This window comes from Exiguobacterium sp. MMG028, from assembly GCF_027947425.1.
GTDB classification, from domain to species: Bacteria; Bacillota; Bacilli; order Exiguobacteriales; family Exiguobacteriaceae; genus Exiguobacterium; species Exiguobacterium aestuarii_A.
The window spans coordinates 85,519-110,147 of the sequence record NZ_JAQJIN010000004.1 but is presented as its reverse complement, the minus strand read 5'-3'; the positions used below and the strand labels follow the sequence as shown (position 1 = coordinate 110,147).

General features: G+C 45.4%; 23 protein-coding genes, 2 tRNA genes and 1 other annotated feature. Of the genes, 17 read left to right on the top strand and 8 right to left on the bottom strand.

Annotated features, from left to right (window positions below):
- Positions 1 to 48: 48 nt before the first annotated feature.
- The 3 genes from PJK55_RS12830 (at position 49) to PJK55_RS12820 (ending at position 2,298) form a co-directional block, all read left to right on the top strand.
- A complete protein-coding gene (locus tag PJK55_RS12830) occupies positions 49 to 1,272 on the top strand; it encodes an LCP family protein (protein ID WP_271306048.1) in 1,224 nt (407 codons plus the stop codon).
- 79 nt (positions 1,273 to 1,351) lie between these two features.
- Entirely contained in the window at positions 1,352 to 2,059 is a 708-nt protein-coding gene (locus tag PJK55_RS12825) for an NAD(P)-binding oxidoreductase (RefSeq protein WP_214696467.1), read from the top strand.
- Between the two features lie 20 nt (positions 2,060 to 2,079).
- Positions 2,080 to 2,298 (top strand): PspC domain-containing protein, encoded by a 219-nt coding sequence (locus PJK55_RS12820; protein WP_074033027.1) that lies wholly within the window; start codon positions 2,080 to 2,082, stop codon positions 2,296 to 2,298.
- Positions 2,299 to 2,335: 37 nt separating this feature from the next.
- Here PJK55_RS12820 and PJK55_RS12815 read toward each other — a convergent pair whose 3' ends face one another.
- On the bottom strand, positions 2,336 to 3,190 hold the full coding sequence (locus PJK55_RS12815; protein WP_271306047.1) for an aldose 1-epimerase family protein: 855 nt from the start codon (positions 3,188 to 3,190) through the stop codon (positions 2,336 to 2,338).
- 74 nt (positions 3,191 to 3,264) lie between these two features.
- On the opposite strand from PJK55_RS12815, the gene PJK55_RS12810 reads away from it, so the two are divergent.
- Positions 3,265 to 3,831 (top strand): TlpA family protein disulfide reductase, encoded by a 567-nt coding sequence (locus tag PJK55_RS12810; RefSeq protein WP_271306046.1) that lies wholly within the window; start codon positions 3,265 to 3,267, stop codon positions 3,829 to 3,831.
- 49 nt (positions 3,832 to 3,880) lie between these two features.
- On the opposite strand, the gene PJK55_RS12805 is transcribed toward PJK55_RS12810, so the two are convergent.
- From PJK55_RS12805 to PJK55_RS12790, 4 genes are all read right to left on the bottom strand, one after another.
- Entirely contained in the window at positions 3,881 to 4,087 is a 207-nt protein-coding gene (locus PJK55_RS12805) for a DUF3006 domain-containing protein (RefSeq protein ID WP_015880796.1), read from the bottom strand.
- Positions 4,088 to 4,494: 407 nt separating this feature from the next.
- Positions 4,495 to 5,295, bottom strand: a complete 801-nt coding sequence (locus tag PJK55_RS12800; protein WP_271306045.1) for an MBL fold metallo-hydrolase — start codon at positions 5,293 to 5,295, stop codon at positions 4,495 to 4,497.
- A 156-nt stretch (positions 5,296 to 5,451) separates the two neighbouring features.
- A tRNA-Gly gene (locus PJK55_RS12795) sits at positions 5,452 to 5,525 on the bottom strand.
- A gap of 14 nt (positions 5,526 to 5,539) precedes the next feature.
- Positions 5,540 to 5,613 (bottom strand) — tRNA-Gly (locus tag PJK55_RS12790).
- A 130-nt stretch (positions 5,614 to 5,743) separates the two neighbouring features.
- Between PJK55_RS12790 and PJK55_RS12785 the strand changes: the two genes are divergently transcribed.
- Genes PJK55_RS12785 through PJK55_RS12775 form a run of 3 tightly spaced genes read left to right on the top strand, consistent with a single transcriptional unit; the run spans position 5,744 to position 7,070 of the window.
- The gene (locus tag PJK55_RS12785; protein WP_271306044.1) at positions 5,744 to 6,103 is read left to right on the top strand and encodes a hypothetical protein; all 360 of its coding nucleotides are present in this window, start codon (positions 5,744 to 5,746) and stop codon (positions 6,101 to 6,103) included.
- 2 nt (positions 6,104 to 6,105) lie between these two features.
- Positions 6,106 to 6,660, top strand: coding sequence for a hypothetical protein (locus PJK55_RS12780; RefSeq protein ID WP_224863319.1), 555 nt, complete (start codon positions 6,106 to 6,108; stop codon positions 6,658 to 6,660).
- A complete protein-coding gene (locus PJK55_RS12775) occupies positions 6,657 to 7,070 on the top strand; it encodes a DUF3805 domain-containing protein (RefSeq protein ID WP_074033032.1) in 414 nt (137 codons plus the stop codon). Before PJK55_RS12780 ends, PJK55_RS12775 begins: the two co-directional genes overlap by 4 nt.
- A gap of 43 nt (positions 7,071 to 7,113) precedes the next feature.
- On the opposite strand, the gene PJK55_RS12770 is transcribed toward PJK55_RS12775, so the two are convergent.
- The 3 genes from PJK55_RS12770 to PJK55_RS12760 all read right to left on the bottom strand — a co-directional run bounded on the left by PJK55_RS12770 (position 7,114) and on the right by PJK55_RS12760 (position 12,235).
- On the bottom strand, positions 7,114 to 9,456 hold the full coding sequence (locus tag PJK55_RS12770; protein ID WP_271306043.1) for an SH3 domain-containing protein: 2,343 nt from the start codon (positions 9,454 to 9,456) through the stop codon (positions 7,114 to 7,116).
- A gap of 170 nt (positions 9,457 to 9,626) precedes the next feature.
- On the bottom strand, positions 9,627 to 10,535 hold the full coding sequence (locus PJK55_RS12765) for an alpha/beta fold hydrolase (protein ID WP_271306042.1): 909 nt from the start codon (positions 10,533 to 10,535) through the stop codon (positions 9,627 to 9,629).
- A 14-nt stretch (positions 10,536 to 10,549) separates the two neighbouring features.
- Positions 10,550 to 12,235, bottom strand: coding sequence for a formate--tetrahydrofolate ligase (locus PJK55_RS12760; protein ID WP_271306041.1), 1,686 nt, complete (start codon positions 12,233 to 12,235; stop codon positions 10,550 to 10,552).
- Between the two features lie 242 nt (positions 12,236 to 12,477).
- On the opposite strand from PJK55_RS12760, the gene PJK55_RS12755 reads away from it, so the two are divergent.
- The 10 genes from PJK55_RS12755 (at position 12,478) to deoD (ending at position 24,512) form a co-directional block, all read left to right on the top strand.
- Positions 12,478 to 13,383: a carbohydrate ABC transporter permease gene (locus tag PJK55_RS12755; protein WP_074033036.1), complete on the top strand. Its 906-nt coding sequence runs from the start codon at positions 12,478 to 12,480 to the stop codon at positions 13,381 to 13,383.
- Positions 13,380 to 14,282, top strand: a complete 903-nt coding sequence (locus PJK55_RS12750; protein WP_083600080.1) for a carbohydrate ABC transporter permease — start codon at positions 13,380 to 13,382, stop codon at positions 14,280 to 14,282. Before PJK55_RS12755 ends, PJK55_RS12750 begins: the two co-directional genes overlap by 4 nt.
- 105 nt (positions 14,283 to 14,387) lie before the next feature.
- Positions 14,388 to 14,628: a binding site (T-box leader), on the top strand.
- Positions 14,629 to 14,697: 69 nt separating this feature from the next.
- On the top strand, positions 14,698 to 15,678 hold the full coding sequence (asnA, locus tag PJK55_RS12745; RefSeq protein ID WP_271306040.1) for an aspartate--ammonia ligase: 981 nt from the start codon (positions 14,698 to 14,700) through the stop codon (positions 15,676 to 15,678).
- 161 nt (positions 15,679 to 15,839) lie between these two features.
- A complete protein-coding gene (locus tag PJK55_RS12740) occupies positions 15,840 to 17,132 on the top strand; it encodes an ABC transporter substrate-binding protein (protein ID WP_271306039.1) in 1,293 nt (430 codons plus the stop codon).
- 180 nt (positions 17,133 to 17,312) lie between these two features.
- Positions 17,313 to 18,773 (top strand): MDR family MFS transporter, encoded by a 1,461-nt coding sequence (locus PJK55_RS12735; protein WP_271306038.1) that lies wholly within the window; start codon positions 17,313 to 17,315, stop codon positions 18,771 to 18,773.
- 37 nt (positions 18,774 to 18,810) lie between these two features.
- Positions 18,811 to 19,908 carry a PQQ-dependent sugar dehydrogenase gene (locus PJK55_RS12730; RefSeq protein WP_271306037.1) on the top strand — a complete coding sequence of 366 codons (1,098 nt, stop codon included), beginning with the start codon at positions 18,811 to 18,813 and terminating at the stop codon, positions 19,906 to 19,908.
- Positions 19,909 to 20,006: 98 nt separating this feature from the next.
- Positions 20,007 to 21,224, top strand: a complete 1,218-nt coding sequence (locus PJK55_RS12725) for a M48 family metallopeptidase (protein ID WP_271306036.1) — start codon at positions 20,007 to 20,009, stop codon at positions 21,222 to 21,224.
- 100 nt (positions 21,225 to 21,324) lie between these two features.
- Positions 21,325 to 23,076, top strand: coding sequence for a sensor histidine kinase (locus tag PJK55_RS12720; RefSeq protein WP_271306035.1), 1,752 nt, complete (start codon positions 21,325 to 21,327; stop codon positions 23,074 to 23,076).
- Entirely contained in the window at positions 23,073 to 23,783 is a 711-nt protein-coding gene (locus PJK55_RS12715) for a response regulator (protein ID WP_271306034.1), read from the top strand. Before PJK55_RS12720 ends, PJK55_RS12715 begins: the two co-directional genes overlap by 4 nt.
- A gap of 15 nt (positions 23,784 to 23,798) precedes the next feature.
- Positions 23,799 to 24,512 carry a purine-nucleoside phosphorylase gene (deoD, locus tag PJK55_RS12710; RefSeq protein WP_074033044.1) on the top strand — a complete coding sequence of 238 codons (714 nt, stop codon included), beginning with the start codon at positions 23,799 to 23,801 and terminating at the stop codon, positions 24,510 to 24,512.
- Positions 24,513 to 24,629 lie beyond the last annotated feature (117 nt).

Below are 24,629 nucleotides of genomic sequence, written 5' to 3'. Positions count from 1 at the left end.
CGGGTTCGGGATAATAGAGAAAAATTGATAAAGTTGAGGATTGAAAATATGAAAGATGATCAACGTTTATCGCGTGTAGAACGTAGAAAGCGCGAACTCGAACAACAAGAACGTGAAGCGTCTCGTTTGAATGATGAGCAATCATCGAACGAGCGACCAAATATAAATGAAGTTTCCGAACGAAATCGACAACACGAAGGAACACCTCCTCAATCGGAGCATCCTTTCTTAAACGAAAAATCGTCAGAGTCGTCGAAACCAAATCAGGGAACATCGAAAAACCGGCGAAAACGGATGCCTCGAATGCTGTCATTCTCAAAACCAAAGCGCAAAACGTCTCGACCTAAGTCAAATCATGCTGCGCAGCAATCGAGACCGTCCAATCCGTCAAAACCATCAAAACGTGAAGTCGACCAATCACCAAAACCAACAAATAAACGAAAGCGTAAATGGAAAGGGAAAGTGGCCGTTTTTCTCATTTTGATGCTACTTGTTGGAGGATATGTGGCGACTTCCCCGTTCACGTTCCTCATTATGGGAAGTGACGCACGGGTGGGGGAATCCCTCTCGGGGTCCCGCACAGATTCTCTACAATTGATGGAATTTGTCCCTCGTTCACGTACTGTTCAAAACGTGTCGATTCCACGCGATACGTATACGGCCATTCCATGTGAGCCAGACCGGGATGGCGATAAAATCACCCATGCTTTCGCTTATGGTGGTGCAACGTGTACGGTAGGTGCTGTTGAAGGACTGACCGATGCGTCAGTTGACGGACAAGTCGTGATCACATTTGAGTCGTTCATGGAATTGATCGATTTGATTGGTGGTGTCAATGTGACAGCAACGCATTCATTCAGTGAGAAAGGGTTCAACCAGACGTATGAGTATACGGAAGGTGTCTCTTACGCGATGGATGGAGACATGGCACTTGCCTATGCGAGACACCGTAAGTCGGATACGGACGGTGCCCGTTCGAATCGTCAAACCGAAGTCATGACAGCCGTCGCTGAGAAATTGGCTAGTCCTTCGGGCTGGACGAAGATTCCGGCAACGTATCGTTTCATGAAAGAGGAAATGGGTCTTGAGATGAATGTCTTACAAATGGCGTCTGTCGGTCTGACGATGATCTCGAACCCGGACGTGAATAAGATGCAAGTTGAAGGACAAGATGCCTACATCAACAATGTCTATTACTACGAACCTTTAGAAGAGAGTGTGCAATCCATTCGGGACGCCCTCGATTTATCGATGTGGGGCACGGTCAGATAATTTTAAGAAAAGGGTTTGATTCTGACTTGAAAGAGGAATTTTAAACAAATGAACTACTCTTTTGAGGAGGGAAATTTGAATGAAAGTATTAGTCATTGGAGCAACAGGAAAGATCGGGAAACGTGTATTGAAAAGTCTAGCGAAAACCCATCAAGTGACCGCTTTAATTCGTTATCCTGAACTACAAGCAGAGTACGAGAAAATGGGTGCGCACGTATTGACGGTTGATGTCGAGAAAGAACTTGAGAAAAAAGTTCATGAGGCGACAAGTGGACAAGATGCAGTCATCATTGCGGCGACTGCCGGCGCAGACGGATCGAGTACCGAGATTGAACTGCTCGACCGAAACGTCGCGATGAACGCGATTGATGCTGCTAAAAAAGAACGAGTACGTCACGTCGTCTTGCTCAGTGCATATGGCGCGGACCAACCGAATGCCGCACCAAAAGAACTCTTTAACTTTCTGTCAGCAAACAACGCCGCCGACGAATACATCGAACATAGCGGTTTGAACTATACGATCATTTGCCCAGTGACCATTGTCGATGAACCGAGTAAAGGTTCCATCGAAGCATCTGAAGACTTGAACGATGCGGACGGTGCGACGATTTCCGAGACAGATGTCGCGACTGTCATCTCTGCATCTCTTGACAACCGTGGATTATACGGTCGCCGAATCGAAATCAAGTCGGGTAGTACGCCGATTAATGAAGCGCTTGATTTTGAAGGCCGTGGAGAAGTGGCAAACGGAGGTAGAACGACGTTACGCCGACCACAACGATCATAACGAGTTGAGGAGAAGATGACATGGAACGAAAATTGTATAAAGATCAGAATAATAAAATGATTGCCGGAGTCTGTTCGGGGCTCGGGAACTATTTAGGAGTGGACGTCACAATCATGCGTGTTCTGTTTGTGGCAATGGCACTATTAGGTGGTCCAGGGCTTCTGATTTATATCGTTCTGGCCATCATCATGAAAAAGCCGCCATCAGAATATGAGGCGGAACAAGAAGATCGTTTTTAACGAAAAAAAGCAATCCGACATGACTGTCGGATTGCTTTTATTTTTCGATGTATAAGGTGTAGCTTGCTTCGAACGTCTCGTCTGGGGCAAGGAGTTGAACTCCTTCTTTGTGTAGAAAATCTTTTCGGTGTCCTTTATAATCTGCGTGACCGAACCACGGTTCAAGACAAACGAATGGAGCATCCTTATGGGGTGGTGACCAAATGCCAAAGTGAGTAAATGAAGGGCTTTCCATCACGATTGCCGTGCCTGACGGCTGATGACGTAGTGCAGCGTACTCCACATTTTCGAAAATCAATGCATCGTCGTCAAATAGGGAATGGGTAAGCGGAATGTATTGCCGATCACCTAGTGGTTGATAGGCCCCTGTCAAATACGGTCCCTCTAATAGATAGCGGTCAAGTGTACGTACTTCTCCGAAGTCGATCGTATAGTCCTCGAACGCACCACCCTTGAAAGGGATGTTGAATGCGGGATGACCACCGATACTGAACGGTAACATGGTTTCACCCGGGTTATGGACACGATAGGTGACAATGACTTCTTCTCCTACAAGTTGATACGATACGTTCAGAGTAAACGGGAAAGGGTAATGTTGACGTGATTCAGGCGTATCTCTCAAGGTGAAACGAACGGAAGTTTCAGTCGATGATTCGATGTCGAAAATCGCATCACGAGCAAAGCCGTGTTGACTCATCGTATACGTGTTGCCTTCATATACATATTGATCATCCAATAATCGCCCGACAATCGGGAAAAGAATGGGGGCCTGTCGTCCCCAGTACGTAGGATCACCTTGCCATAAGTATTCCGTTTCGTCTACTTTCCAACTAGTCATCTCAGCACCCTGTGCCTTTAACGTAATCTGAACATTTTTGTTTTGAAGTTGCACAATACATACGCTCCTTTACGGTTTGTGATAAGTTAAGTGTAGAAATCTTAAGTAAAACAAACAAGGGGTAAATGATGCGCTTACAAAGAATCGTAATCGGAACGCTCATCCTTCTATTGATTGCTGGGCTTGCCTACAAGGGCTACGAAGAATATATGACGACACAAAAGAAAGAAGAAGCGGTTCCAATCGTCCAAAATGAATCGGTATTAGGAGGGCTCGAAGTGGGGCAACAAGCTCCGGAATTCACCTTGAATACGCTAGAGGGGGAGAGTCTGACCCTTTCACAGTTCCAAGGACAGCCGGTAGTCATTAATTTTTGGGCTTCTTGGTGCCCGCCTTGTCGAGATGAGTTCCCTGAACTGGTTTCGTTTGAAGAAGCGACAGGCATTCCGGTTCTCGGTGTGAATGTCACCAAAAATGAACGACGAGGAAAAGCGGACGTCGAGGCTTTTTTACAGGAGTACCCGGTTGATTTTCCAATCTTGTTAGATGAAGAAGCGGTCGTAGAGCAACAGTATCGTGTCGTCGCGCTACCGACAACGTACGTGTTAGATGAACAAGGAGTCATTGTGGCGAAGCAGACGGGTCCCGTCGACGAAGCGTGGATTCAGCAACAGATTGAAAAGACGTCAATGTGATATTTCAAAAAAAGCTGAACGATCTGCCCTTAATGGGAGGGCAGATCGTTCAGCTTTTATAGTGTTGCTTGATCAATGCATCAAAATTTGGGGTCATATCTTCTTCAAGATAATAATGATGATTGTCTCGAATGATTGTATCACCAACACGTGCTTCGGAAGGTAAGAATCGTCTAGGAATGAAACTTGAGCCGTTATTCCATCTCAATACGGCATATTTTCCCTCGATTCGCACCAATGTACCGTACTTAATCATGCCTCTTCCTCCTCGACGAGCAGCTTCTGTCTCTTTTTATCCTTACATCATGTATTCCCACATTCCACAAAAGCTACACATTTTTACGAGTGTCTGTCCAATCGGACAAGGGAAGTTATTCCAAGAAACGCAAGAGGATAAATTTGATAAATGTGAAGGAAGTTTGAAGAAAACGCTTTCTTTTTTTAAAATGGTCTTCTATAATGAAAGCACGGGGTGATTATGACGAAACTGTGAACAATGGGGGGATGGTCATGTTTTCTTCTGCAATGATTGGGTTACTCGCTCTGACGGGAGTAACGATCTATGGGGTTGACCGTATGTTCACGGTCCGCTCAGAACGCGTCACAAAGAAATAGGTCTACATAGGGGGAGATCGCAACGTCTTGGGGAGACGTTGCGATTTTTTAATAGTCTTGTTGACGAGACCGGCGATCGGTCTCTTTTTGTTCCACCATTTTTCGATTACGTTCATGGACACGGTCGAAAAAAGAATGTTCTGGCCACATAGGAGACCAGTGGCGCTCTTCGGGAAGTGCTAAGATGTATTCTTCTGCCGCACTCAAACGTTCAATCATTTGGCTACGATTGTCGCATAGGTCACCATGTCCAGGCACGAACCATTGAACTTCATGTTCATAAATGAGAGTTTGCAACGTTTGTAATGTTTCGAGATATGCGGTCGGATCATGCTCGATAAAAGGTGGCTCGATATTCGAACCGTAATCTCCGCATACGAGTAGGTGCATCGGCTCGATTAGAACAGATAGGTGAGTTGCATCATGACCCGGTGTCGGGATGAACGTAACGGGTAACGATCCAAGTAGAAGTGTCTGATTCGGTTGGACCACGATATCGATATCAGGCTTTTGAATCGGGCGATCGATGTAGTGCTGTTCATAGAACTCGCGAATCTCATCGAGCTGATCGGACGAGTCGGCATCTACAAATGCCTGTGAGGCAATCGTTGTCGCATCCTTAAAACCATAAGCCCCGATAATATGGTCGAAATGATGATGGGTGAAGATGACGTAAAGTGGGCGATCATCGCGTCTTAGCTCGATATCCCGACGAATCGTGGCAATTTCTTCAGGAAGCCACGTAGGGTCAATCAAAAGAATGGCGTCTGGTGTATCGATCAAGGTGGATGTCGTTCGCATCAATGCACTTTCATAAATCGTGAATGATTGAAGTTTCGCTTGAATCAAAAGAGTTCCTCCTCATCTGATTAGAGTCATTCACTCTTTTCCCCAAAACAATCAATGGAACAACAAAAAAGCAGAAAGTCAGAAGACTTTCTGCTTTTGCAAGGTCTCAACCGTGCATTGTATGTGTGCGAGAGGTTCTCGCGTATATGTCGATATTGGAGCGGGTGAAGAGAATCGAACTCTCGTCATCAGCTTGGAAGGCTGAGGTTTTACCATTAAACTACACCCGCATGAAGAAAAAATATGGAGCGGGTGAAGGGAATCGAACCCTCGTCATCAGCTTGGAAGGCTGAGGTTTTACCATTAAACTACACCCGCGTTACGTCTTAACGTTACTTTGATATAATAGCATATCAGATTCTATTTGCAAACCCTTTTTTAAAAAACTTTTTAGGTTGCAGAATCCTGTCCACAACGAAGATAATAGAAAAAAGGGGAGAAATCAAATATGAGTGAACGAAAATCATATTTACAACTGATGGGCGAAGGATTTCGAATGTTGAAGCAGTCCAAACAAACGGATCAAACAGTGTCTCTTCGAAGCTGGACGTTCTCGATTCATCATGACAACGAATGGTATGTCGTGTTACGTTCGAATCGGGTCAAGTGGGTCGGATTGCCGAGTCATACATTTAATATTGCTCTTGATTCGATTCAAATTGGGAATCTTCGAATTATACGTCACCCTGAATCGAACGAAGTACGTTTGACAATCGATGAAGAATGGGGATTGGAAAATAAGGTTGTTTGTGACAACCTAGAATGGGAAACATTCGTCGATGCGCTCAAACAAGTGAAGGGGGAGTAAGCGTGAGTGAAGAGAGGTTGTATCGAATGGAAGCGGAAGCACGAGGGAGTGCTTGGCGGGCCCGGGTTCTAACAGGAATTCAGCGATTTCGATTTTACAAAGGCGAATTGCTCGCACCATCGAACCGGCCGTATGTCGTATTGAGCATTTCGCAAGATGAAGGGTCTTTACCTGATCTGATTGAAACCGATATGGGCATCCTCTTGATTCATGAGCGAGTCAGTCCAATCTTTATGAATGTCTGTCCATATGACGTTCAGCTCGTCCGTGTCGAGCTTCATACAAGTACAGGGAAGACGGATCGGTATTGCGCGCTTAATGTGCTCCGACGCTTTGAAATCGAATACCTCGAACACTCGAACGAATTTCGCCCGTTGAGTACGGATCGATTCTATTTCCTATCTAATCAAACGGTTCGAATGAACTTATTTGGACATATGATTGCCCAAGATGTAAATAGCCAACGTCTGTATGTGACCGAACGACTAAAATATGCACTACAAGCAAAAATGGTCACAGGACTGGCATTTAAGCAAGTAAAGGAGAAAACAGCATGAAAGAGTATGAAATTGATGGGTGGTTCCGCCTGACGTATCCGGAACATTACGAATACAGTGAAGAAGAAGACTACGTGAGCTTCTATTCAACAGAAGAGGATGCGCAAGGAACGCTTCAAATCTCCATCTATGAGTCTGAGGATTCACAAGAACCAAGAGAAGCTGTCTTACGCGAGTTAAACACCTTTTTAGGAGAGTTCCCAATCGACGTAAAAATTGCGCCAAGCGTGACTGACGAGACAGGTGACATGACGACGGCTTATGCGAGCGGCATCGAAGATGGGATGCATTTAGATGTCTGGTCTTTGACGGACGGAAAACGCCTTTTATTCATGACGTACGTTGCCGATCAAGTGACGAATGAAAAAATGGAGATTGAATCGATCATCGACTCAGTCGAATGGACATAAAATGAGACACGACGCCAAGTTAGAGGCGCGTGTCTCATTTTTTTTATTGATATTTTGGAACATCGAAATTAAGTGTATAGGCATCGAGCGATTGATAGACGTCATAGATCTGTCTCGTTTGAATATCTGCCCAAGCAATATTCGTTGCATATTGATGCGTGCCTGGAGAATCAGGGTTATAACGCATCTTATAAAGTGTGTTTTGTTTGTAAGTTGGATGATTAATGTAGCTAGAACCAATCCAATAGGCTCCGCCAATAATAGCTTCTTTTGGAGAAAACCATTTCTGTTCGAAAGCATATTTGGCTCCATTTCCAAGAGGGTCGCTGTCTGTTGCTTTAATCCCATACATATTGTATACGGTTTTGGCAACAGGGCGTTCTGGATAGATACGTTCTCCCTTTGAATTAATTAGGGCGTTTCCATCCTTATCTACAGGAACACCGGAAGCAAGTAGTGAAGTACCGTTCCCTGTCTCATGGAGCGCATGTGATAATAGATATACCTCGTTTATATTGTATTGTTTACCAGCATCCACAAAAGCTTGCCCTTGACCATGGAGAGTTCCTTTAGACGCAAGAACTTTATTTAGTGTAGTTGAAGTGGTGCCAGCACTCTTTGAAAGATTTAAAAATTGATAAAATGATTGAGAGTTGATATCAATTTTTGAAGGATCAATATACGAAGTGATTTCATTCAAAGATGCTCGACGCCAGATTTGATCGTACACTTGAACGTTGTAGCCTGAAGGACGACGATATTCGATTGAGTAGAAATTTCCGATTTGTCCAGTTACTTTCACAATTTCTCCAGTGTGTAGTTTTCCATAAGAAAAAGCATCGTTATTCGTTGTTTGAAGAGCAGAAGCTGTTCCAATTAAATCTTTTGCCTGAATATAACCTGTCGAAGAATTATATCGGACTTTCAACCAAACCGTAGTGCCGACTTTAACACGTCCTACTCCTTCAACTATAGTACTAGTAGGTATTTTAGATACTGGTGTTGAGGTGACTTTAGGTTCTTTTTCAAAATTTACTGTCCTTAAAGTAACCATTTCCTTCTTTGTGATAATACCATTACTTCCGGTTACACTAATATATGCACGTGGGATGTAAGCAGGTTTATAACGATGAGCATCTGTCTGTGCAATATTATTGTATTGAATCCTAGCCATATCCGAGATTGATATTGGATATGTTGAATATTCAATAATTTGGGGAATTTCATCAGCGGAAGTTGGAACTGTGTAACCTAGGTGAATATACTTCCCCGCGTATTCTCCTTCTACAATCATCCCCCAAGAACTATTTAATAAGGATTTTACTTTAACAATTGTATTTGTGGGAATTGAACCCATTATTGAACTTGAAGTATTAGGTTCTTGACGTACATTTAAAGCGTAGGGCGATTCTGTGACGTTGATTTTCACTGTGATTTCTGGCCCATAATTTGAAGTTGGATTATTAGAGTAATCCCACGCTGCAGAATAGCCTACTTGACCGTTATACATAATTTTATACCAGGTGCCATTTGCGCCGTGCTTGGAGTAATAACTTACTTGTGCACCTTGTGGGATATTTGTAATTATTTTCGAGGTGGATATGGTTGATTCATATAAATTTGTAACCTTGTTAGCATATAGTGTAGAAGTAGATACTACATCCTTCCAGTCAACAGAAACATCCCATTTTGGAATATATCCTCTTAATGAATCATTCCTTACCTCGTACCACGTTCCATTCGAGCCATGAGAATTAATAAAAGTCAACTCATCTCCAGGCGAGAGGTTTTTGATAGGAGTAGATTTTGAGTATGCAGCGGAATACAAAGTTGAGCTTTTAATGGCGTATAATGGACTTTTTCCTATATTCCAGACCGGGACATATCCAATTTTTCCATTGTAGTCAATTTTATACCAGGTATTATTAGCTCCATGTGAAGATAAAACTTTTACTGCCTCATTCTTTTTAATAGTCGTGATGGTAGGAGCAGTGCTGACGAAATTGCTTTTTAAACTCACTGAATTTAATGTTATTTGAGTATTTGTCAAGTTAAGTGTTTGAAGGACCGATGGTGCTTTTGTTAGGTAAAATGAAGATACATAGCCTATCTTTCCTTCATATTTAACACGGAACCAGGTGTTATTCGCACCGTGTGAAGATAAATATTGAACTTCCTTACCTTTAGGAATAAGTAAGATAGTTGATGAGTAACGAGAATAAGAAGACCTCATATAGAGATTTTCGGTAGTGGTATACGTTGATGTAGTTGAAGCTGTAGTACTTTGCTGACCTGTAAATGCATACGATTTCTCTGGAGTGATACCGCCAAAAAGTGAAGTAGTGACGATAATAACTACACTTAATTTAAAAAAATTTGATTTCAAGTTTGATTTACCCCTTTCAAATATGTAGATAATTTTCACTATGCGGTCTAAGTATAACGTACTTAAATTTTGATAAGAAGGTTATCTTTTAAAAAAGAGGTGAATCCTTGAAGTGAAATGTATGAAAAATGGAAAATAAAAAAGCTCCTTCAAAAAGGAGCTTAAACCATTTAATGGGTTTTGTTTTGTTTCATCCACATGAGTATGTCTGACCATACTTGTTCCCGGTCCGCTTCACGCAAAATTTCATGTCGGGCATCGTCATATGTCGCAACGGACAGTTCAACGTCCGCCTTGCGATATTTTTCGATGATTCCGTTCAATCCCTCTCCGTCATGGATCACAGGGTCGTCCATCCCGGCGACGAGCAACATCGGAAGAGACTTCGGATGCTCATGAATGCGTGCGACGGTCGTGACATCAAGTGAGGCACGGGTCACTTCATGTAAAAATCCGAGTGAGGGAAGCCCCCCACAATTCGAATCATCGATATACGAATCAACTTCCTCGGGGACGCTTGATAGCCAGTCACTATCCGTTCGAGCAGGCAAAAACTTAAGGTTGTAGCGCCCGAACAAAAGGCGTTCAAAGAAACGTGATTGATGCGTGGCACCTTTACGTTTCATGACGGAAGCGATTAAACGATGCCCGACTTCGCCTGCAACCCCAGGATGTGGGGGAGGCGCGACGACAATCACTCCAGCCAAGGCATGCCCCATGATTTGACCAAGTCGACGAACGAGCAGAGAACCGAAACTGTGACCTAACACATAAGTAGGGCGCTCATCTTCGTAGCGGTTAATCAGATATTGAGCATCCTCGACAAGTTGCGGAAAGCCCTCGCCCGGAGAGAGGTGTCCGTAAGTCTGTTGTTCGTGAGCGCTTGAACCGGCCCCTCGTAAGTCACATATGAACACATCATATCCATTTTCTGTTAGAAAATGAGCGAACTCAATATATCTTTCATGGTGCTCAAGCATTCCGTGAAAGATGAATATTTTTCCAATGGACTGTTCTGCTCGAATTTCCATTACTTCTGTCTGATATCCGTCTGGATACGTCAACTCCGAAAGAACCATGTGTCATCCTCCTATTAGAAAAGTCCGATTGCTTTTCCAGATTCATCAATGCCCATGTTGAGGGCAGCCGGATGTTTTGGTAAGCCCGGCATCGTTAAAACGTTTCCTGTGAGAGCAACGAGGAAACCTGCTCCTACTGATGGTTTTAATTCGCGTACCGTAATGGTGAATCCTTGTTGATAACCGAATTTGGAAGGGTCGTCCGATAGAGAGAACGGTGTCTTCGCCATACAGATTGGTAAGTCTGCCCAACCTTTCTGTTCAATCTCAAGCATTTGTTTTTTAGCTTTTGCGGTGAATGTGACATCAGCCGCTCCATATACTTCCCGGGCAATCGTTTTAATTTTTTGTTCAATCGAATCGGTTAACTCGTAAAGTGGCGATAACTTACTTTCGTTTGATTCAACCGCATCAATGACGGCTTCAGCGAGCTGTTGGCCGCCCATTCCACCATTTGCCCACACTTCACTTAACGAAGCGCGAATCTCATGTGCTTTGCACCAGTCAAGTACTGTCGCAATCTCTTCTTCAGTATCTGAATTGAAACGATTTAAGGCAACGACGGTCGGAAGACCGAGTTTTTTCATCGTGTCGATATGTTTCGCAAGCAGTTTCATCCCTTTACCGACTGCACCTACATTCTCAATATGGAGCTGGTCTTTCGCCACGCCGCCATGCATTTTCAAAGCACGAACGGTCGCAACGAGTACAACTGCATCTGGATTTAACTCCCCGACGCGAGACTTGATATGGCAGAACTTTTCAGCTCCGAGGTCGGCCCCGAATCCTGCTTCTGTCACAACGTAGTCTCCTAGTTTTAATGCTGTTTTTGTCGCGATGAGCGAATTGCAGCCGTGGGCGATATTCGCGAACGGTCCTCCATGGACGAGGGCAGGGGTTTGTTCGATCGTCTGAACTAAGTTTGGTTTGAACGCTTCTTTCAACAGCAAAGTCGCAGCCCCAGCAGCGCCGATTTGTTCAGCAGTGATCGGTTCTTGTTGGTGATCATAAGCAACGACGATTCGCTTAATCCGATCTTCAAGGTCTTTTAAAGAGTCTGCGAGACAAAGGATCGCCATAATTTCAGAGGCGACAGTAATATCGAATCCTTCTTCACGTGGTACGCCATGAGCGGGGCCGCCAAGACCAACAGTGACGTGACGAAGGGCGCGGTCATTCAAATCAAGGACGCGTTTCCAAACAATCCGACGAACATCGATGCCGAGGTCGTTTCCTTGATGAAGGTGATTGTCGATCATGGCGCTGATCGTATTATGAGCTGACGTGATGGCATGCATGTCACCTGTGAAATGGAGGTTGATATCTTCCATCGGAAGGACTTGACTGAAGCCACCGCCAGCTGCTCCGCCTTTTAAACCCATCGTCGGTCCGAGTGAAGGTTCACGCAGACAGACGATTGCCTGCTTATTCAATTGGTTCAAGGCCTGCCCGAGTCCGACAGTCACCGTCGACTTTCCTTCTCCGGCTGGCGTTGGATTGATGGCCGTAACGAGTACAAGTTTTCCATCTTTTTTCGTCTTCACACGCTCGAGGACATCATAAGAAAGTTTGGCTTTATATTTGCCATAAAGATCAAGATCGTCTTCTTGTAGTCCGATTTTTGCTGCAATCTCTTTAATGGGCAATGTTTTAGCTTGTTGCGCGATGGTTAGATCGGATAATGGTTTGGTTGTTGTCATAGGAAAGTACCTCCGTTTTCGAACGATGTGTATTTATATGTTGGTTAATATTCGGTTTTAACGTTTTTAAGCACGGAACGAATCGATTGATATCCAACCCGTTCGTAATATCATTGATTTTATCATAACTCATCAGATCGTGAAATTCATTCATTCCGTTCAATATTTTCCACCCTTTCCGTCAAATGTATCCGTTTTCATAAAAGATTCTTCACGATACATTGATAGTGGAGGCGATACACATGACTGAAACTTCGAAACGGATGAAACGAAGACGAAATTGGAAGAAACCAGCGAGTTTTGTAGCATTTGTCGGACCTGCTTTTCTAGCGTTCGTCGCGATTGTTCTCATTCCGTTCTTCAATGGGATTTACTATAGTTTTACGGATTGGAACGGTGTGACCGGAGAATTGAATTTTGTCGGATTTGATAACTATCAGCGATTGTTCCTTGAAGATGAGCAGTTCCGCGCTTCATTTTGGATAACGACAAAATACACGATCATCTCTGTCTTACTGACGAACATCGTTGGATTCTCGTTGGCATTGCTGTTGACGATGAATATTAAAACACGAAATTTCTTGCGTACGATTTTCTTCATGCCGAATTTGATCGGTGGGTTGATTCTCGGATTTATTTGGCAGTTCATTTATGTAAAAGGCTTTGCCTCAATCGGAGCGTTGACGGGTTGGAGTTTGTTTGAACTACCATGGCTCGGGGATGCGCAAACAGCATTCTGGGGAATCGTCATTGTCGCCATCTGGCAAGGAGGCGGTTATGTCATGGTCATCTACATCGCGGCGCTACAAAATGTACCGACGGATTTGATGGAGGCGGCTCGGATTGACGGAGCCAACCGTTTCAAAATGCTTCGTCACATCACGTTGCCGATGATTATGCCGTCCATCACCATCTGTTTATTCTTGACGATTTCTTGGTCGTTCAAAGTGTTTGATACGAACTTATCACTCACAAACGGCGGACCGTTCAAATCAACAGAGATGTTAGCTTTAAATATTTATACGGAATCTTTTGTGAATAATAACTATGGCCTTGGGTCAGCGAAAGCGGTCATCTTCTTCTTGGTCGTAGCTGCGATTACGGTGACACAAGTGTACGTGACGAAAAAACGGGAGGTAGAAGCATGACGACTGAGAAATTGGAACATGTCGAGAGAAACATAGAGAAAACACCGAAGCGCGTTCCGCAACGTCCACTTCGCCCGGGAACATATTCTTGGAACCTTGGAATCATTGAGCTTGTCGCCATCTTGCTTGGACTTCTCTATTTGGTCCCGTTCTATTACGTTGTTGCCAATTCGTTTAAATCGATGGCTGAAATCTTTACGAACACATCGGCGTTGCCGAATGAGTGGTTGACGTCAAACTATACGGAAGCATGGGAAGCGATGAATTATGGACGTGTGTTTTTAAACTCGCTGTTCATTACAGTCGGGGCGAATGCAATCATCGTCATCTTCACATCGATGGCAGCGTGGAAACTTGTTCGGACGAAGCATTGGATTTCTACGATGATTTTCTTCTTATTCGTGGCAGCGATGGTCATTCCGTTCCAATCGATCATGATCCCGCTTGTGAAAGTCTCAAGCATTCTCGGGCTACTCAACAGTCATTGGGGACTGATGGTCATGTATCTCGGATTTGGTTCTGGAATCTCCGTGTTCCTATACCACGGATTCATGAAATCGATTCCCGAAGAGATTGAAGAAGCCGCAATCATCGATGGTTGTTCAACATGGGGCGTCTTTTGGCGCATCGTCTTCCCATTACTCAAGCCGATCACGGTGACGATCGTCATCTTGAATAGCCTATGGATTTGGAACGACTTCTTATTGCCATCACTTGTTCTCCGTGATGTGGAGTTGCGGACCATCCCGCTCGCAACGTTCTATTTCTTTGGGCAGTACACGAAGCAATGGGATTTGGCGTTAGCTGGTTTAGTGTTAGGAATCGTTCCACTTTTAGTCTTTTTCTTCGGTATGCAAAAACATATCATCAAAGGGATTACAAGTGGCTCGATTAAATAACCCTCCCAAGGGAATCCTCCGTTCGCTACACGGAGGATTAATTTTTTTGAAAAAAAGTCGTTGACATTAGTCTGAATATTTATAATAATGAACTCAATTCAATTGTGAACGACGTCGAAAGGACGAGTACACGAAGGTAGTGAGTCAAGCGATCCGGGGGTGGTGTGAGCCCGGTCTTAACCCTTCGTCGAAAAACTTCCTGGAGTCGCTACCCGAACGCTTTGCCAGTAGACGTAGCCGGACCGCTCCCCGTTATCGGAGTTACGAGATGATTGTCTCGAAAAAGTGAGTAGATTCGTCTACTAATTTGGGTGGCACCGCGGAACCGAAGTCTTCCGTCCCATGTTCAATGGGAATGGAGGGCTTTTTTTCATGGCTTCATTTTCAAATATTCCACAATTGGAGGAAACGGAAAATGACAACAGCAACAAGCACGATGAAGGAAAGACAGCAGACAATCGCAGCAGTAAAGGCACTTTTCGAGGAGAAGGTCTCACGTGAACTCGGACTCACGCAAGTGCAGGCACCACTATTCGTGGAGTCGGCAAGTGGTGTCAACGACCATTTAAACGGCGTGGAGCGCATCATTCAGTTCGATACGATGTATCCAGGACATGAACTTGAAATCGTTCAATCGCTTGCGAAATGGAAACGTGAGGCACTCGGACGTTATGGATTCGGAGTCGGAGAAGGGTTATACACGCAAATGCGCGCCATTCGCCGTGATGAAGAACTCGATGCGACACACTCTCTCTTCGTTGATCAGTGGGACTGGGAGCGGGTCATCGCTCGAGAAGAACGGACGATGGAATATTTAAAAGCAACGGTCGAGTCGATCTATGCGGCACTCCGTGAAACGGAATCGGAAGTGGAAACAACGTATGGCATTGAAGCGATTCTTCCGGAAGCCATCCATTTCATCACGAGTCAAGAGTTAGAGGACGCATATCCGACGATGACACCGAAAGAACGTGAGAGTGCCATCTGTAAAGAATATGGCGCCGTCTTTATCTCGCAAATTGGTGACCTTCTTGCATCTGGCGTGAAGCACGATGGACGTGCGGCTGACTATGACGATTGGTCACTCAACGGTGACATCCTCGTCTGGCATCCAGAACTCGAATCGGCATTTGAGTTGTCATCGATGGGGATCCGGGTAGATGAAACGGCTCTTGACGCACAGCTGAAGAAAGCGGATGCGGACGAGAAACGGGCATATCCATTCCACCAAGGTGTCCTCGAAGGCACGCTTCCACTGACGATTGGCGGAGGAATCGGTCAATCACGTGTGGCGATGTATCTCTTGCGTGCGCGCCATATCGGAGAAGTACAAACGTCGGTTTGGCCACAAGAAGTGATTCAGTCGTGTGAAAAAGCTGGCATCAGCTTGTTGTAATATAATAAGAAGAAACACGGACAGGACTCCAAAATATGAGTCCTGTTTTTTCTGTGCAACATTTTCCACCCTATTCGTCAAATTTGACACCTACATCATGGAAGCGTTTTCATTTAAAGTTGATTTTGTAAAGAATGGATCAGGTTAAGGGAGGAAATGAAATGAAACGGAAGTGGAAATTGTCGACTGCGGTCATGACGGCTGGGATGGTACTATCATTAGCGGCTTGTGGAGGAGGATCACTCACGGATGAAGGTTCTTCTGAAGGGAATGCAGATAGTGGTGACAAGAAAGACGTCACGTTAAATGTCTTCCAGTTCAAAGCGGAAATCGCCAAAGATCTTGAAGCAATGGCGAAAGAGTATGAAGAAGAGACTGGCGTCAAAGTGACCGTTCAAACGGTCGGTGGCGGTGCGGACTATGGTGCGGCCCTCAAGTCTCAATTCGCTTCGGGCAATGAACCGGACATCTTTAATAACGGTGGCTTCACAGAAGCACAGACGTGGAAAGACAAACTCGAGGACTTGTCGAGCGAGAAGTGGGTCGGTGATTTAACGGAAGTCGCCAAAGAGCCGATGACGATGGATGGTAAACTTTACGGAATGCCGATGAACCTTGAAGGATACGGTTTTATCTATAACAAGGCACTGTTTGAAAAAGCTGGCATCGATGAGTTACCAAAAACACTTTCTGAATTGACAACAGCGGCAGAAAAATTAGAGAAGGCGGGGATCACACCATTCTCTGTCGGTTATGCAGAGTTTTGGATTTTAGGCATTCATCTCTTAAATATTCCGATGGCGCAACAAGATGATCCGGATGCGTTTATTCAAGCATTGAACGAAAACAAAGCGAAGTTTGAAGACAATGAACAGTTCCAGGAGTTTTTGAAGCTGTTTGATTTGACGATCAAATACGGGAATAAGAATCCGTTGACGACAGACTATAATACACAAGTCACACAGTTCGCCCAAGGAGAGACAGCGATGCTCCAACAAGGGAACTGGGCACAACAGATGATTCTCGATGTGAATCCGGATATGGAGATGGGCTTTGTTCCAATCCCGATCAATGACGATGCCGAGAAAATGGACCGCCTACCGGTTGGTGTCCCGAACAACTGGGTCGTCAACAAGAACTCGAAGTATAAAGAAGAAGCAAAAGATTTCTTAGAATGGATGGCGACATCTGATACTGGGAAAGACTATATGGTCAACAAGTTCAAGTTTATTCCTGCATTCAAGTCGATTGAAGCGAACGACCTCGGACCGCTCGCGGATGACATCCTCGCATATTCGAATGAAGGAAAGACCATCTCGTGGAACTGGTTTAAGTATCCGGATGGTGCGGTGAATGAATACGGTGCCCTCATGCAGGCATATGTTGGTGGACAAAAAACAGGTGAAGAGATGCTTCAAGACTTCACGAAAGTATGGCAAGACAAAGTGAAATAAAAAGCGCGCAGACGGTGAAACGACCCCTTCACCGTCTGTGTTTTTTTGAATGGTTAAACATTCTTTTTCGAATCAGAAGATGACACTTGTCAAATGGACGTGGCTCGCACAAAATAATAGACAGTTGAAGTGGTGCTCGGAACCTTCCGACGCCACTATTTTTTTGGGGAGATGGAACGGATGAGAAAAAATGTGACGGTTGCCCTCTTATTGGCAACCTTTTTAGCGGCGATTGAAGGGACGGTCGTATCAGTTGCGACGCCTGTCATCGCCAGTGAGTTGAACGGGGCGACGCTCGTCAGCTGGGTATTTGCTGCCTTCTTACTATTTACAGCAGTATCGACACCGATATATGGGAAAGTGGCGGATTTATTCGGGCGGAAGCGTGTCCTTTTGTTTGGCATCGGGTTGTTCACGCTATCCTCACTCTTATGTGGGTTAGCCACGTCGATGGAACAGCTGATCGTCTTTCGGGCGCTACAGGGTCTAGGGGCAGGTGCCGTCCTTCCGATTTCGATGACGATTATCGGCGATCTATACAAATATGAGGAACGCGGAAAGATTCAAGGGATTTTAAGTGCCGTATGGGGCGTGTCGGGTGTACTCGGTCCGGTCATCGGAGGATTTTTAGTCGAAACGTTATCTTGGCGCTACGTTTTTTTATTGAACGTACCATTTGCGTTACTTTCGTTTATCATGATTATCATCTTCTATAAAGAGAAAGTCGCTGAGACGACTGAGCGGATTGACTTGAAAGGCGCGCTTTTGTTCGCAGGTGGGACGACAGCATTCCTGTATGCCTTAATCACATTCAGTGAAACGAATGAATGGACGACGACCATTGTTGCCAGTGGGGTATTCAGTATCATCTTACTAGTTGGCTTCTTCGTATCTGAACGAAAAGCAAAATCTCCGTTATTGCCGTTTGAATTACTCAAGCAACCGACGATTGCTGCCATCAACGGTTCGGTCTTTTTTGCGGCGTGGGTGCTCGTCTCCATGTCTGCTTACATTCCAATCTGGGCACAAGCTGTGTTGGGAAAATCGGCGACGGAGGCTGGGTTCATGTTGATGCCACTCTCGGTCGCGTGGACGTTCACATCGATTATTGGTGGGCGTACACTCGGAGTGGCTTCTCCGAGACGACGCGCCTTGATCGGGATGGGATTGCTCATCATCGGGACGCTGACGTTAACACTGTTATCCCAGTCGAGTTCAGACGTATGGGTGTATGGGGCAGTGGCGCTAATCGGTGTCGGATTCGGATTGTCTCAACCGATGTTTATCGTTGTCCTGCAAACTGTCGTCTCGTATCAACAGCGTGGAACGGCAACGGCGACCAACTCATTTTTAAGCACGGTTGGTCAAACGCTCGGTGTAGCGGTGTTCGGAGCAGTCTTTAACTTTGTTGTACTCACCGACTTTAAAGAGAGCAGCGCGTTATCTCAAGTTTCATTAGAAGACTTCTTCAATCAGAGCGTCACGGAGACGTTGAACGCTTCGGTGCGACTTCAAGGAGAACAAATCATTGCGACCGGATTGAACAGCATCTTTATCGGGGCGATGGTCGCCGCAATCATCGCGTTCGTCATCGCGTCCCGCTTGCCGGCTCGCCCACCGGAACCTTCACAGCGCTCGTGAAACAAGGGTATGATGAAGGAAAGGGAGGCGAACCGACATGAAACGTCAAATTGGGATTGTGACATTGTTGTTTCTGATGGGGTGTGCGCCAGAACAAACGAACGAAGGAACAGAACCACCTACTTCAGAAGAGACACGAAGTGAGTCAGAGACTGACAGTGAAACGAGTATGACGGAAGAGTCGAATCTTGAGATTGGAGAAGTGACCGCCATTGCCGAGAACTTGTCCATTCCGTGGTCACTCGCTCGAACAGAGGAAGGATGGCTCGTATCCGAACGCGGTGGTACCATCACCGTGATTGACGGTTCGGGTCGCGCAACCCGACAAGACGTGAATTTCAAGGAAAGTGTATTCGAGATTGGTGAAGGAGGGCTCCTCGGTCTTGCGTTAAGCGAAGATTTTGAATCGAGCGGAATCCTTTACGCGTATCATACGTATGGATCGTCAGGAAGAAACGTTCAAAATCGTGTGGTCGAGTTGACATGGGATGGAGAACGCTTTGAGGAGACGAATGTCTTGCTTGACGAGATTCCAGGTGCACGTTTTCATAACGGAGGTCGCCTATTGCTGGACGGTGAGCATCTTTGGGTGACGACGGGAGATGCGCTCGTGCCTGAACTCGCACAAGACGAATCATCATTAGCCGGAAAGATTCTACGAATCCCATTATCGGGTGAAGGTGAACCGACCGACTGGATCTATTCGCTCGGTCACCGCAATCCTCAAGGATTGAGTCAAATTGATGAAGTTCTTTATGCGAGCGAACACGGGGCGAGCGGACATGACGAGGTCAACGTGATTGAAGAAGGAAACAATTATGGATGGCCGATCATTGAGGCGAATCAGGAACAAGAAGGCCTTGTCACACCGTGGTTTGAAGTAGGCGAGACGTCTTGGGCACCTTCTGGTATCGCGACGGATGAACAGTACGTCTATATGGCGACGCTTCGGAACGAGCGGCTTGTTGCCATCGACCGTGAAACGAAACAAGTGACGACGATTGTCGAAGATGTAGGTCGGATTCGTGATGTGTGGTTAGAAGATGGCACCTTGTATTTTATTTCGAACAATACGGACGGACGAGGCAACCCACAGCCTCAAGACGATCAACTTTATCAAGTAACGATTCGCTAGAAACTGACGACTTTGTCAGTTTCTATTTTTTTTCGTTGTTTCTTCTGGAAGTAACGGTATAATTAAACATGTATTTTGGAAAAAGAAGGAGAAAATAGATGAATCATTCAAACTTGGTACATAAACGAGAAAAATTATACTTCTCACTCTTAGTTGCAGCAAGCGTGCTCATGTTAATCCTCGGAATCGTGCTGACAGTAGCCTCATTCGGTCTCTTTTTATGGATCATCGGTACAATCGTATCGCTCTCGCTCTTTACTCACTGGATTCAAATCGGGTACATTCGGACGAACGGTGTCAAAGTGACGGCTCGTCAGTTTACAGAACTTCATGAGATGGTTCAACGCGTCGGGGCAGATATGGGCATTCGCTTGTTGCCAGATGTGTATATTTTACAAGCGGGTGGTGCATTAAACGCTTTTGCCACACGTTTCTTCCAGAAGAATATGGTCATTCTGTATTCGGATGTCGTGGAATTAACACGGACGGGACAGACGAAAGAAGTGGAGTTTGTCATCGCACACGAGCTGGCACACATTCGTCGTAACCATGTCCAAAAGCAGTGGGTCGTCTTGCTCGGTAGTATCATTCCTTTCTTAGGTTCTGCCTATTCACGTGCTTGTGAATATACGTGTGACCGGATGGCTGCTCATTACATTCAAGACTTCGGGGCGGCGAAGCGTGCGTTAACGGTTCTTGCAATCGGAGGACCGCTCGCGAAAGAAGTGAATGAGTTCGACTATTTGTACGAAGCAAGTCGAGAGAACGGTTTTATCGCGAAGTATAGTGAGTTGTTGTCGACGCATCCAACGTTACCGAAACGAATCGCATCGATTGCAACAGCTGCAGGTGAAGAAAACATTCCAGTCTTCAAGACGGCTGGATATGTGAAAGCTTCTATCATTTCGATGATTTTATTGACGGTTATTGGAAACGGGGCACTTATCGCATTTCTCTTCATTAACGATGATTTGACGGAGATTGTATCTGCGGCGATGAGTGAGGACCTTGCAGATGATTGGGCGTTGGAATGGGAAGAACCAATCCAAGAATTGACGTATAATAATGCGAGCTATGAAGAGATCGAAGCAGAATTACAAAATGGTGCTGACGTGAATATTCAAGACGAGTATGGCGAAACGCCACTTCACAACTTGTTCTACAATGATGAGGTTGATGAAGAAACAGTTCAACTCTTGCTAGACAACGGAGCTGACGTCACGCTCCAAAATGATAGCGGGATGACACCGATTGATACGGCACGTGATTGGGGACATAGTTCTGAACTCATTGAATTGATGGAATCATATGAATAAAAGAAATTTCCTCGTTTCAAAAGAGACGAGGAAATTTTTTGTGGTTTTTTGCAAACGTTTGCATAGTGCGTGATATACTGTTTGGGTAGGAGGGATATCGGTGAATAGCATACGGACAAAGTTAACGGGGATGATTGCGTTGACCATCATTGTACCGGTCATTTTAGCGACGATTGTTTCATTTTGGTACGTGCAAGATCGGGAGCGTGAACGTGGTCTTGAGATGACCGAATGGTCGCTCGAACGGGGGACACGTCAGATGGAACGCTATATCTCTGATTTGAGTCGATTGCCAACGAGTTTATACGCTGATCGTGACGTATTAGACATTTTGGAGTATGGACCGGGGCTTTCGTTACGAGAAACGGAGATTGAAGTGCGGCGCGCGCTCCTCGCGATGTATCTGTCCCGAGAAGACGTGGCGCAAATTCAGCTGTTAATGCTCGAAGATATGGATTCGTTTGCGGCTTATAAAATGAAAGTGTCACCACGATCGAAAAAAGAGCCGAGCGCCGTCCAACAACAGCTCTTGGATAACTCGAAAAGTCGTGTCTTATTAGAAGCATCCCATCCACTTGTTGCCTATCATGATTTCGGACCAATCATGACACAAGAAGACGTCGTGACGCTTCATTTCAGGCTCGACAAGATTGAAACGGATGAACCACTTGCTATTCTTTCGCTCGATATCCCTGAAAATTTATTCATCGGGCAGCTGGCTTCTTTGCAAAATAGTCCAGATGAGAGTTTATGGTTCGTCGGTGAAGACAACCGTGTGTTTGCCCATCTCGGTGAGGGAGAAATTCCGTCTTCATTTCAGCCGAGATCCATCTCGACCGATGGAAAACATCATCAGATCACGAAAACATTCGAGTTCGACCATCAGCAGTTTTATGTCGGTAAATCAATTCCAGATGAACTCTTGACCGAACCGGCTTCACGAACGTCATTCATCATCTTGCTTGTCGGGATGGTCTCGCTCATTTTGGCACTGATCGGAGCGACCTATGCTTCGATGAAATTGACGACACCGATCAAGACGTTGACCTCAAACATTTGGCGAATCGAGCAAGGTGACATGACCGTCTCATTCGATTCCCTCGGAAATGATGAGTTCGGCGTACTCGGAAGACAGTTCAAGCGAATGATTGAACGGATCGATGATTTAATTCAACGAGAGTATAAGCTCGCCTTAGAGAATCGGACGAATGAGCTTCGTACGCTTCAGGCGCAAACCAATCCGCATTTCTTATTTAATACGTTACAGTCGATTGGAACATTGGCATTGAAGGGAGATGGCAAGACGGTCTATCGATTGATCACGCAACTGTCTTCGATGATGCGGTATACCATGCACCCAGAAGAGTCGATGGTGACACTGAAACGAGAGATCGAACACTTGAACTCATACATTCGTCTTCAAGACGTACGATTTCCAAATCAGTTTCAAGTGACCGTTTCAGTTCCTGAAGACCTCCATGAACTGATTGTTCCAAAAATGATTTTGCAGCCGTTGGCAGAGAACTTTTTCAAGCATGGGTTCGAGCGGGACGGCTCTGCTTTAGCGAATCGATTTGATGTGACGGCCTGGATGGACGGCACGTCACTCGTGATTCGTTGTGAGAACAGTGGTCGTTCGCTGACGACAGAAGAATGGGAACGAGTCATGTCACGGATTGAACAAAGTGATTCGACATTTTATGACACGGAAGGCACAGGATTACGAAACATTCGCGATCGACTCATGTTAAACTATAATCGGGAGGCAGAATTTATGTTGGCTACACCTGAAACAGGCGGTTTTCGAATTATGATGCGTTTCCCGGCTTCTTCTGAGGGGGTGGCGTCATGACGAAAGTGTTGATTGTAGATGATGAATCTCCGGTAAGGGAAGCGGTGAAATTACTCGGTGAATGGGAACGGTTCGGTGTGACGACGATTCTTGAAGCAACGGATGGGCGTGAAGCACAGGCGCTCATCGAACAAGAACGTCCAGCGCTCATCTTATCCGATATTCAAATGCCCCATTGTGATGGGATCGAGCTGATGGAGTGGGTACACGACCATGCTTCATTTTCTAAGCTTGTCGTGTTGACAGGATACGATGAATATTCGTATATGCGACGCGCCATCCAGTATGGAAGCTTTGATTATTTGTTAAAACCGATCGACCCGGATGTATTGAATGATACGTTGGCACGCGCGTTAGGGGACGTGGTGGATCGATCGAGTGAAGACCCGATTTCTCAGATTGGAACGTTCATTGAACAGCATTTTTCGGAAGAACTGAGTTTGCAAGGGATGAGCGAACGATTTTACTTAAGTCGAGAGTACATCTCGCGACGTTTTAAACAACAATATGGCGTGAACTTGTCCGAATACGTATTGACGATTCGGATGAACGAAGCGAAGCGCCTGTTAGAGACGAGTAGACAGCGTATCTATGAAGTCGCCCAAGCAGTCGGCTTTTCGGACGATAAATATTTCCGGAAGGTCTTTAAAAAACAAGTCGGTGTTACTCCGAACGAATTTCGGGAAAAGGTTCAACGACAAGCTTAAAGGAGGAATTCAAACATGAGTGTACACATTGGAGCTCAAGAAGGACAAATTGCAGAAACGGTATTACTTCCAGGGGATCCGCTTCGTGCCAAGTATATTGCGGAGACGTTTTTAGAAGACGTCGAATTATATAATGAAGTTCGTGGGATGTATGGCTTCACGGGTACGTACAAAGGAAAACGCATCTCGGTCCAAGGAACGGGGATGGGTGTGCCTTCGATGTCGATTTACGTGAACGAACTCATCATGTCGTACGGTGCAAAAAACTTGATCCGTGTCGGAACTGCCGGCGGAATTCAAGAAGACGTCAAAGTGCGTGATGTCGTCATCGCCATGAGCGCATCAAGTGAGATGGGGCAAAACCGTGTCCGCTTCAACGGAATGGACTATGCACCAACAGCGACGTTCGACCTCCTACATCGTGCGTATATGAATGCAGAGAAAGCCGGCATCCCGGTCAAAGTAGGACAAATCTTCACAGCGGACCAATTCTATCAAGATGACTTCCACCACTTCAAGAAATGGGCGGACTTCGGTTGCCTCGCAATCGAGATGGAAGCAGCGGGTCTTTACACGCTTGCGGCGAAGCATAAAGTAAACGCGTTGACAATCCTCACAATCTCTGACCACTTGTTGACAGGTGAAGAGACGACTTCAGAAGAGCGTCAGACGACGTTTGATGAAATGATTCGTGTCGCTCTCGATACAGCGGTTGAAGTGACGAACTAAACAGTTTTCCCTACAGTCTTTGGCTGTAGGGATTTTTTGTGTCCAAACCCATTCATCCCTATGAAACGGTTGGAGCTCCAGCTAGACTAAGGATAAGATACCGAGAAAGAGGAAATG